The 10,037-nt window shown below is 59.2% G+C and carries 10 protein-coding genes; 4 read left to right on the top strand and 6 right to left on the bottom strand.

The features are described 5' to 3' along the window. From BYZ73_RS22930 to BYZ73_RS20070, 3 genes are all read left to right on the top strand, one after another. Positions 1-263, top strand: a 263-nt coding sequence (locus BYZ73_RS22930; protein ID WP_181498131.1) for a bacteriophage spanin2 family protein, incomplete at its 5' end; no start/stop codon positions are given. A gap of 174 nt (positions 264-437) precedes the next feature. Continuing rightward, positions 438-1,013 carry an HNH endonuclease family protein gene (locus BYZ73_RS20075; RefSeq protein WP_112317419.1) on the top strand — a complete coding sequence of 192 codons (576 nt, stop codon included), beginning with the start codon at positions 438-440 and terminating at the stop codon, positions 1,011-1,013. 116 nt (positions 1,014-1,129) lie between these two features. Then, positions 1,130-2,392: a DNA-methyltransferase gene (locus BYZ73_RS20070; RefSeq protein ID WP_220086865.1), complete on the top strand. Its 1,263-nt coding sequence runs from the start codon at positions 1,130-1,132 to the stop codon at positions 2,390-2,392. A gap of 23 nt (positions 2,393-2,415) precedes the next feature. On the opposite strand, the gene BYZ73_RS22540 is transcribed toward BYZ73_RS20070, so the two are convergent. From BYZ73_RS22540 to BYZ73_RS20060, 3 genes are all read right to left on the bottom strand, one after another. After that, positions 2,416-3,654: a hypothetical protein gene (locus tag BYZ73_RS22540; RefSeq protein ID WP_146746364.1), complete on the bottom strand. Its 1,239-nt coding sequence runs from the start codon at positions 3,652-3,654 to the stop codon at positions 2,416-2,418. A gap of 10 nt (positions 3,655-3,664) precedes the next feature. Then, on the bottom strand, positions 3,665-5,473 hold the full coding sequence (locus tag BYZ73_RS20065; protein ID WP_112317417.1) for an AAA family ATPase: 1,809 nt from the start codon (positions 5,471-5,473) through the stop codon (positions 3,665-3,667). A gap of 699 nt (positions 5,474-6,172) precedes the next feature. Then, positions 6,173-7,249: an adenylate/guanylate cyclase domain-containing protein gene (locus BYZ73_RS20060; protein ID WP_181498130.1), complete on the bottom strand. Its 1,077-nt coding sequence runs from the start codon at positions 7,247-7,249 to the stop codon at positions 6,173-6,175. 384 nt (positions 7,250-7,633) lie between these two features. Between BYZ73_RS20060 and BYZ73_RS24220 the strand changes: the two genes are divergently transcribed. After that, the gene (locus BYZ73_RS24220; RefSeq protein ID WP_112317415.1) at positions 7,634-7,858 is read left to right on the top strand and encodes a hypothetical protein; all 225 of its coding nucleotides are present in this window, start codon (positions 7,634-7,636) and stop codon (positions 7,856-7,858) included. Positions 7,859-8,645: 787 nt separating this feature from the next. Here the strand turns inward: BYZ73_RS24220 and BYZ73_RS20045 are convergent. From BYZ73_RS20045 to BYZ73_RS20035, 3 genes are all read right to left on the bottom strand, one after another. Further along, the gene (locus tag BYZ73_RS20045) at positions 8,646-9,644 is read right to left on the bottom strand and encodes a tyrosine-type recombinase/integrase (RefSeq protein WP_425451106.1); all 999 of its coding nucleotides are present in this window, start codon (positions 9,642-9,644) and stop codon (positions 8,646-8,648) included. Then, positions 9,551-9,817 (bottom strand): excisionase family DNA-binding protein, encoded by a 267-nt coding sequence (locus tag BYZ73_RS24215; RefSeq protein ID WP_425451105.1) that lies wholly within the window; start codon positions 9,815-9,817, stop codon positions 9,551-9,553. The genes BYZ73_RS20045 and BYZ73_RS24215 overlap by 94 nt, the downstream gene beginning before the upstream one ends. Before the next feature lie 32 nt (positions 9,818-9,849). Continuing rightward, positions 9,850-10,037 (bottom strand): DNA cytosine methyltransferase (locus BYZ73_RS20035; RefSeq protein WP_146746362.1); only part of this gene is annotated, 188 nt, incomplete at its 5' end.

Raw genomic sequence — 10,037 nt, 5'->3', positions numbered from 1 at the left:
ACCTCGCCGCCAATGTCCAGGCCGGGGCCGAGAATGTGCAAGGGGTGAAGGTCGAGAACGCCCCCAGCATCGTGCGCCCCCGCGCCCGCGAGATCCGCCAGGAGCAATCGGAAAACCGCCTCCGCGCCGACCGCGTCGAGACCGTCGTCGTCAACGAACTCCCCGCCTGGATCGTGCTGATCGCCCTGATCGGGTGGATCGCCCCCTCGCCAGGCGAGATCGGGCGAAGCATCGGCGAGGCGGTCAGGGGGCGAAGGGCTTGAGGGCGTCCGGATCGAAGAGGTGCGGCTGAATTACTCGGTCTCGAAGAGCGGCGCGACCGCGGCGCGGGAGTTGATCATCGCCAATCGCGAGGTCATGACAGGGCTGGTATGAGTTCCCCCGGACCGGTCGGCGTTTAACCGGATCTTGGGGGCGCACGGTCAAAGGTCTGCCCCATGCGCCGTTTTCTGCCCCTGCCGATCCTGAGCCTGACGCTCCTGGCCTGCGCCCCGGTTGTGCAGGCCCCGGATCTGGCGAGCCCGGCCGCGCCCTATACCCGCGCGGCCTTCGGCCCGGGCTGGGCCGATCCAAACGGCGATTGCCTCGACACCCGGGCCGAGCTGCTGGCGGATCTCTCCACCGTGCCGGTGACCCTGGCGCCGTCGGGATGCTCGGTGCGCCACGGCCGCTGGATCGCGCCCTATACCGGCCAGGTGGTGACCGAGGCCGGGGATCTCGACATCGATCACATCGTGCCGCTGCGCTATGCGTGGGGCCATGGTGCCGCCAGCTGGTCGGCCGAGAAGCGCGCCCGCTTCGCCCTCGATCCCGTCAACCTGCTGCCCGTGACCGCCTCGGCGAACCGCTCGAAGGGCGCGCGCGGGCCGCTCGACTGGTTGCCCCCCGATCAAGGATTCCGCTGCCAGTACGTGCTGCGGTTCCGGCGGATCTCCAAGGCCTACGGGCTGGCGTTCACGGCCGCGGAAGAGCGGGATCTGACAGCGCTGACCGGGCGGGTGTGTGGGGCGTGATCTCTGGAAGCTCAGAGGAATGGGATAGAATGACTTAAGTGATCGCGTCAGTTTTTGTGTGACTGTTAGTCCATCTGGTTGTTGTGTTGCGAAAAGCCATCAGCTAAGGTGCATTCGTGAAGCAGGCGAGGGATCATATGGCACGGCCAAGAGCAGAGAATCCAAGAACAAAAGCCGCAAACATCCGCCTGACTGAGGAGGAACGTGCAGAGATCGAAATGGTAGCTGCCGCGCAGGGGTATGGCTCGCTCAGTGAGTATTTTCGCGTTCTCCATGCACGTTTCACCGAAGAGGAAGGGCTTTCCTCGGGGGTGCAAAAGACCAACACCCGTGAGTTTCCCGCCAATCTTCTGCGTCCGTTCCTGAAGACCGACCTTGGCCAAATCTTCTGGGGGGATAGCCGCAGTTACCTTTTCAACAAAGCCCAAGCGAGTAGCGTCGATCTCATCATGACCTCACCGCCCTTCGGTCTGGTGCGGAAGAAAAGCTACGGCAATGAAGATGCCGATCGATACTGCGACTGGTTCCGCCCCTTCGCCGAAGGTTTCCACCGCGTCTTGAAGGACACGGGCAGCCTCGTCATCGACATCGGGGGCGCCTGGGTGCCAGGTCAGCCGACGCGCAGTCTTTACCATTTCAAGCTCCTCGTCATGCTTGTCGAGGAATATGGCTTCCACCTGTGCCAGGAGCACTACTGGTTCAATCCGTCGAAGTTGCCGACGCCCGCCGAGTGGGTGAATGTCCGCCGCGTGCGTGTCAAGGACGCCGTAAACACCGTCTGGTGGCTGTCGAAGACGCCATATCCCAAGGCCAACAACAAACGCGTGCTTCAGCCTTACTCGAAGTCGATGGAACAACTGCTGAAAAACGGCTACAAGGCCAAACTGCGCCCTTCAGGTCATGACATTTCCGACAAGTTTAACAGAGACAACGGTGGCTCTGTCCCACCGAACTTGCTGGCGATTGCAAACACGGAGTCCAACGGGCGATATCAAGATCATTGCCGCGCCGAGAACATTCCTATTCATCCTGCGCGCTTCCCGGCTCAGCTTCCTGAGTATTTTGTCCGCTTCCTTACAGATCCCGGCGATCTGGTGGTCGATCCCTTCGGAGGCTCTTGCGTGACGGGCGTCGTCGCAGAGAATCTGAAGCGCCGCTGGGCGTGCTGTGAGTTGTCCGAGGAGTATCTTCTCGGAGCCCGTGCCCGTTTCGTGCCCGAGCTTCAGCCCCTTCCCAAGGATCGCGGCGTCCCTTATGAGATCGCCTCACCTTGTGCAAGGCCAGTTGAGGAACAAGACGTGCCGCTGTTCGAGGATGGTGGTGCCGAGCGTCCCGCCTGGATGCGGAAGAGGGCATCGCCCAAAATCGCTGCGGAGTAAGCTACGTACCCTCTGCCAGCCCACTAGGCAGGGGGAATAAGCAGCCGTTCCTGCAGCCAAGACTGAAGCTTACCATTGCTCAACCCAGCGAAATCCAATACGCGTGGCGCGGGCGCGTTTTCATCCAGTAGGGCGGGGGCTTCGCGGCTCAACACAATGAGCGACGCGCGAACAAGTCCGTCTATCTGGGTTTCAGAACTATAGCCGCGCGCATAGCGCACTATCTGCCCAGCCGCTTCGCGGAAGCGGGCGCTTGTCGTGTCTCCTGAAAGATATTTTACCTCGACGATACCAACTGCCCGACCGGCAAGCCGGTCGGTGATTATCAGGTCGGGGCGATCGGCTGCGATCCGCATTCCATAGGCCGCCAACACTGCTTCGAGCCTTTCTTCGGACGGCTCCAAGGCGGGTTGGGAAAACAATCCACCTCCGCCTTGCCAAAAGATGTGATATCGTCCGCAGGAGATGATTGGTGTTTCTGCCGTCTTGCCGAGCAGAGCAAGGCTCATGTTCTCACCAGTTTCTGCTGACAAGGCTTCTCCAATGCCCAGTCCCACGGCAAGTTCGAAACGCCGCCATTGCTCCAGAGGCCCGATCAACGTGCTTTGCAGAACGCTCAACAGAGCCGTTTCTTCCCCCGCTTCCACTTTGGTCAGCGTGGCATAGGCAGAAATCGCTAGTCGATAGATCGTTCGTCGTGACCGTGCTGCATCCCGCAGTGCACCCGGTCCTGGCCTACGATGGACCGCCACGCTTTTGAACACCTCGCGAAAGGCATCGAGGCGCATAACCGCCGTCACATCCGCCATCGTGTCTTCCACAAGGCGGGTGTAGGACGAGCCCACAGGTTGAAGCGCGGAAAGCCGCGCTGCGTAGATTGCGGCCGTATGCACAACCCATGCCACGACTTGGTTCGGCCCAGTATTGAAGCTGCGCATTGGTTCTTCGTAGATAACAAGCGAAGGGTGTCCGATCATCCGCCGCGCGAGTATCGTACCCCGCGCGTCGATCCGTCCCCGTGCCACTGCATCATCAGATCTCGTCACAAATTGCAGCAGGCTTTGGGCTTCGTGCCGATGGGTCAGCACATAGGAAAGAAAGGTCCGCACGGGCTCCGATAGCGCCCAATGGGCGCGCAGCAAGTCGATGTCTCGCGCGAGATCGACATGCGGCCTGTCTACACCAGCCAGCGTTCCTCGGCGAAAATACCGCAGGAACATCCTCGCCGCGTAGTCACCAATGGCTCGGTCGAGCGTGTCCATCACGCTTTCTCTATACCGCCACGGACGCCATCCGCGCCATTATCCGCGCGCTCTGACCAGTATCGAGGTCAAATACCTCGATAGCTTTGCCTGCGATGGACTCCGCATCCTGCATGACGATCCCGTCGAGCATAGGCAGGAGAACCATGTCCGTGGCATCGAGCAGTGCTTCCTTCATCCGAGTCGTAGGCACTGCGAAGAACTCCGCATCCATGCACATTGCCTGTATTGCCTTCATGGCGTCTAAAATCGGTGCAGGGCCAATGACCCGCACCGAGTTGATCGCGTCCCAGAAGGCCGCGAGCGGGCAGGGATCTCCTGCCGATGGCCCGGGCCAGGCGGGTTGTTCCTTGCGGAGGAAGGCTTCTATGAAGCCTTTCGTGTCACGCGGAGTATCGACATAGACCCATCCGAAGCGCCGCGCGAGCGCATAGGACATCTGGTAGAGGGATGCCTTGTCGATAGAGTTGATTGTCGCCACCAAGCGCCAGTGTGGCCCCGGTGCAAACTCATGCGCTTTCGCTGAGGGTTTGCTTTCCGGCAGGATCACATATTGCGGGCTGTCCGTGTCCTCGATGTTGAGCCGGTAGGGCAGGGTGGTTTGCTGTCCCGACAGCACGGTGAAGAGCGGCCCGATCACTTTGTCGATGTCACAGCGGTTCAACTCATCAATGATAAGGGGGCGGTCGAAGCGGCGCAGTAGCACTCCCGGAATGAAGGCCACCGAGCTGTCGCCGATAGGCTGATAGCCACCGATGATATCTTGCGAGCTCCAATCAGAGGAGCCCGTCACCAACGTCCATTTTCCGCCTGTCAGTACCGTCGCAATGTGTCGAGCGAGCGTTGTCTTTCCTGTCCCTGGCGGGCCGTAAAGCATGATATGTTGCTTTCCCGAGGTGAGAGCCGCGTTGATCTGGCGATAGACCGCCGGATCGATGCCGAGAAGATCGGTCATCTCAGGGATATGCAACGAAGCGGGCGCGACGATTTCGTCGTCATCTTGGCCGTCGCCCGCTGCAATCGCAGGCGGCGCGACCGGCCCCGCCGCCTTCCATGCGTCGGAGATGTCCTTCTTGAGACGTTCGAAGTCTTTTTTTTCGCTCAGGTCATAGACGGAGATCGGGCCTGCTGTCCCATTCATGGGCAACACATTGATATCCTTTGCCAAGGCGTCGATTACATCTCCATAGGTTAGCTTGCACGGTGTTCCCGAGATCGACACTTCAACCTCATATTCGCGCGGCTTCACCCCTAGAAGACCTGCCAGTAGATAAGGCAGGGCAGCGCCCTTGAACTGCATCGCCCCGCTGCCGGGGTCGAATTGAAAAGCTTCTGACGAGGAGCCTTTCGGCGTTGCGCCGTGGAAGATGAAAAGTACGTGGACTTCTAGGTTGTCGTTCCGGAAATAGTTGTTAACATCCTGCTGCACGAGCGGCACCAAGCGGAAGACCACGCCTGCCTTGTCTTCCTGCGAGGCATTGACCGCGCCGAGATTGAGCGCTCCGCCAGCAGGATTGACAGCCTTCCAACGTGTTCCGGCGAGCTCGATCTGGTAAAGCCATCGCGGTGGCTTATTTGCCGAGTAATGCGGTTCCTTCCAGAATCCATTTTCTAAATTGATGTCATGTCGCGAGCCGAGGCTGTCCTTAAGCTTGAAGCCACATTGTGAAAATTGCAGGCCCTTGTCTTTCAGGCGATCTTTGAGCCATCTGAAGAAATCTGCTTCATAAGTCTTCGTATCATTCGCCATTGGCAATACCCGCCCCGTAACATTTTTCGCCATGCCCGAGTCCCGGACACTACCGCCGAAGAAGATCATCGTCTATCTCCTTGGCTCCACAGTCTGCCCTGCCCCTCGGCCGCCCACTGAAGCGTGCATGACTATGGGCGCGTCGTCCACGATCTGGCGGACAGCATGTCGCACCTTCTGGGGATCCAGACGCACCGGGGATTCTGTTCTAGGCGTCTGCACGCGGATATCCTTGGGCTCCCGGACCGAACGGGGCTTTCGGCGGCCGGTCGCCGCTCGACCTGATGCGGCAAGGCTGAACTTCAATGCGTCCGGGCTTATCTAGACAGCGCTGGGGGGCGGACACCTGAACACACATTTGTTTCTAATTCTTAAAGATGCGCGCGAAAAGATTGAGACTTCACGCGGGTTCCGTGATAAGTACCGGCGCTATAGCGCGGTCGGTTGCAATTTCCCGGCAGCGCTTTCTGATCGCCCTGTCGCGGCCGATCCGACGATGTGAGAAGGTCCCGGGTTTACATCTCTGATGTGGCCCTGGGTCGGGGTATTTTCGTCAACCGGAAAAGTTCGGAATAACCCAGCCATAATTGCGCGAAAAAATCAAAGTATATTTTTTAATATGTTGGGGTTAACATCCGAAAGCCACTCCGGCGGCGTTCCAATCAAAACGGGTGCGTCTATGTGCAATATCCACCTTCTAAAAATATCCGATGGGCCGCCCCCGGAAATCGGAGACGGCCAACTAATGGAGCGCTTGGTGCTACGGGATCAGAGCCGCTCGAAGCCCTCGGCCCTCAGGGTATAGCGGTTCTTCTGCTTGGAGAAACCTTTGCCTAGATAGAAGGTCCCTCGATCCCCATGCTTGAGAATAATTTCGTCTTCCCAAAAGAGATAGACGTTCTCATGGCCCAATGTCGATAGGGCGGCCGATCTTAAGAATACGTTTTTTCCGTGCGCATCCACGACTTCTCCTTCAAAACTTGCTCCCAAAGGAACCATGTGCTCGGCCATTGGCAACTCTCTACCCGTTGGCCTTTCAATGAAGAACACTTCTTGACCGGCCTCCACATTTAGGCCCTCGGGGACGTTGCCTTTATGGCAAAAATATTCGTTACCCGATTCAGTTCGTACCCTCCCGGAGTTGCCGCGCCATTCGGTGAACTTTCCAATAAGGCTGATCTCATGGTCGCTTGTGCTCTGAGGGAGCGACCTTGCCTTGGCAGGCAGCGCACTGCGTCCATCCAGAGCCCCTCCTTCGGAAGGGCTTGGTTTTACACCAAATTGCTCGCCCGTCCAATGAACGGAATGGTACTCGACCAACTTGGCAAACCCCTTGAGTTGAATGCTCGCTGTCTTGCCGACATACTCGGCGGGTTTGCGGCGCAGTGCGCTCCCAACCGTGGAGCGAACCTTGGTGACGTTGGCCGCGACAACGGTATCAGCATCCACGAAAATAGCCTTTGGCATCGCTGCAGAACACAGGCGAAATGCCTTGTCGACGACCTGCCCAAGGTAGTCAAAGCGATCATTTCCGAGAGGAACCCGCCAGAACTTTCCGGATGCCACGCCAGTCGAAAAGACCACCTTAATAATTTTATCTTCTTTCGCCTTTTCCAGTGCTTCTTGCGTCCTGATTGCTGCATTTATCGCGTCTGTTTGTTCGTCTTCTCTGAAAAATACCATTATTCCGTCTCCAAGGTATTTTACAACCTCTCCGGATTCGGGGATGTTTTGCAGGATAATATCAAATGCCTTCGCGTAGTTACCAAGCCATCCGACTTCTTCTGTTTCTTCTTTCATTTTTGTGGAATCGGCGATGTCCATTACTAGGATGGTGCCTTCCACCTCCGAGTCCGTGCTTGATATGGCTTCGTATATGTTCATTTTCACACCTTAGCATTATTGCAAACAACGCCTAGATCCGTCGGCTGGATGATCCGACAACGACGAGGAGTAACTCGTCAACAAAAATCATCGCGTTGTGTTGCCGCGTCGGCGGGTTGCGCTCCTTCCTATGAAAGCAGCCTGCAGTGGTCGCCAACACGATGTTTTGGCATGGTTCGCAGTCGACGATGGGCGGACCTCCGCGATTGCAACCGACCGCCAAATCGGGTGTTCCAGTTGAACTCGTATTTTTGGTCTTATGCGAATCTGGGGGCGCAGTTTGCAAACTCTCTGGGGGCGCCCTGGAATCGAAACTCCGCTTTCGCCTAGCGGGTGTGCTTCGACATGATCTGCGACGACACCAAAGGGATCGGGTTTCGGCCTGCCAAGCCCAAGCATACTTGGATCCATGGCCAGGTGCAGCGCTCAAGCCGAACGATAGAAGGGCTCCCCTCCCGCATCGGTCGTAAGGTTCCGATCCCGCACGACGCGGACCTCTGCTGCCTGCGCCACAGGATCGAGAACATGTTCGCTCGCCTTGAGGACTGGCGGCGCATCGCCACCAGCTAAAACCGCTGCACGATCCTATTCCTCTCGGCCTGCGCTCTGGCCGCGACCGTCATCTATTGGTTGTGAGTCCTGACTCTAGACTTAAGGGGCGGACAAATTCACCATCAATCCGATCCACCAAATGCGGGGGCTCAATGCCCGAAGCGCCACAATAATTTGGGGAATGCTCTTTGGTTCGCCGAACCTGCACAAGCCGATTTCGTCTGCACAAAAAGGGAACATGCTTGCCTGGGGGCGGCTTATTTTGTGCAGTTTCTTCTATTTTGCGACAGGACCTGTCCCCTCCTAAGGGCCAGGATTCCTAGCCAGAACATGATGGTTGTGGTTAGAGAGGCGGCGGGGACGAAGAATTCCGTGCACCTCTCGTGACGTATTGTCATGCGGCGCCAGTCCCTCAGCCTTCCGAACACGCTCGCGATCCGGTCGCTGCGTCTGCAGCGGCGTTTGTCGTATGTGGCGGGCTGGCTGCGGGACGTGGCACAGTGCTGAGACGCGGCGCCACTGAGGGGGCAGACGGCGGTTTTCGAGACTTCGCGTTGCGGATCGTGACGTTCCGCTTTGAGTGCGCTGTGGTCGTCAGGGGGGGCGCTGAGGCGGTAAAGGAGCTCGAAACAGTCGCAGGCCTCTGTCGAACCCTGATGTTCCGGTGGTGGTTTCAGGTCCTACGAACCACTTGGAAGCTCGCGATCTAAGTTATTGAAATGTCGTGGTGCAGTAATTTGGAACTTCCCCCGGCATCGTATTGATTTTACGCCATTCGCGGCGTCCTGCCGGGATCACCATAAAATCAAATACTTAGGTTGGGTTTTGGGGATTGCCCTCTGGTTCGTTGAACCAATTTGGGCGTTCCAAACTCCAAAGATCCGGCCGCGCGGCGCAGATGGCCGGGGCTGAAGCGCGCATAGGTCGAGCGTGTGATGTTCGGATTTGTGTGGCCGAGATACTCCGCAATCTCCTCGATGGGCACACCGGCCTCGGCCATGAATCGGCCTGCTGTCCGGCGCAGATCGTGCGGAGTGCAGTGGGCGATTCCGGCCCGCGCGACGGCGGCATTGAACCCGGTCTTGATCGATCCGACGCGGCGCCCGCCCCACTCCACGACGTAATCTGAAACGGCGGCCTGCCTCGCTTCCTGAAGCGCCGCCATCAACGTGTCGTTGATCGGCACCGTGGCGCGTCCCTTGCGCGGGCCCAGATCGTTCGTTGCCAGTTTTATCGTGCGGTTTGCCAGGTCGACCCGGCCCCAGGTCAATTCCAGGACCGCGCCGCTTCGTCCCCCCGTGGTCAACATCAGCAGCATGGCCAGTCGAATATGTGGGTCGACGGCGGCGGCCAGCAGCTTGTCCACCTCCTCCCGGGACAGATAGCGGTCGCGCGGCGCCGGTGTCGGCGGCATCTCGATTGGCGGGGCGGTGGAGATCAGGCGGGTCTTCCGGGCCCAGAGAATCACGGACCGAAGGCACCCGAGCTCGGATCTGATCGTTCCGTCCTTGCGCCCGGCCGAGCGGTGCTTCGCGGTGTAGCTTCGGCAGTCGGCCACGGTGATCTGCTCGACCGACAGATGCCCGAAATGGGGCAGCACAACGCCTCCGGCCTGGGCAACCTTGGCGCCCTGGCGCCGGTCGCCCATTTCCATGCGATAGGCGTCCCAGACCTGCGCGACCGTCATGCCCGCGGGAGGGGCGTCCAGCCTCAGGATGAGGTCGCGCGCTTCCCGCTCGGCCTCCCGGGCCGTGTGGGCCTCAAGACGATAGCGTCGCCGTTTGCCATCGTCGTCCGTCCAGATGACGACATGTCGGCCCTTGAGGCGGCCGAGCCGATAGTCCCGCATTCTAAGTCCCTCACCGTTTGTGCTGATACCCTGAGAAGTCGCCCGCCGACTCGGAAGGCGGGCAGGCGGCCGTCCCGGGTCATCGCGCGTACGGTTTCGCCCGAGCAACCCCAGCGCTCGGCGAGCATGTCCGGGGTGTAGGGGCGTTGCGGTTCAGCCATCATGCGGCCTCCCTCTGCTTTTCTGCCAGGTGTTGGCAATTCGCGGCGATGATCGCGGCCGCGACCGGCGGGCAGACCGAGTTGCCGCACATGCGGGTCTGTTCGGTCTTGGTGAAGGCGCGGCCGTCCGGAGCGGTGTCGATCCGGTAGCTCTCGGGGAAGCCCTGGGCGCGGAACATCTCGCGCG

Source organism: Rhodovulum viride (assembly GCF_003265965.1).
GTDB classification, from domain to species: domain Bacteria; phylum Pseudomonadota; class Alphaproteobacteria; order Rhodobacterales; family Rhodobacteraceae; genus Rhodovulum; species Rhodovulum kholense.
The sequence above is the reverse complement of the archived record's forward strand: the minus strand, read 5'-3'. Positions and strand labels throughout refer to the sequence as shown.

Excerpts from the sequence above, each read along its gene's own strand:
- BYZ73_RS20075 (WP_112317419.1), top strand. The coding sequence starts at position 438 with ATGCGCCGTTTTCTGCCCCTGCCGATCCTGAGCCTGACGCTCCTGGCC.
- BYZ73_RS22540 (WP_146746364.1), bottom strand. The coding sequence starts at position 3,654 with ATGGACACGCTCGACCGAGCCATTGGTGACTACGCGGCGAGGATGTTC.
- BYZ73_RS20065 (WP_112317417.1), bottom strand. The coding sequence starts at position 5,473 with ATGATCTTCTTCGGCGGTAGTGTCCGGGACTCGGGCATGGCGAAAAAT.
- BYZ73_RS24220 (WP_112317415.1), top strand. The coding sequence starts at position 7,634 with ATGATCTGCGACGACACCAAAGGGATCGGGTTTCGGCCTGCCAAGCCC.
- BYZ73_RS24215 (WP_425451105.1), bottom strand. The coding sequence starts at position 9,817 with ATGCTCGCCGAGCGCTGGGGTTGCTCGGGCGAAACCGTACGCGCGATG.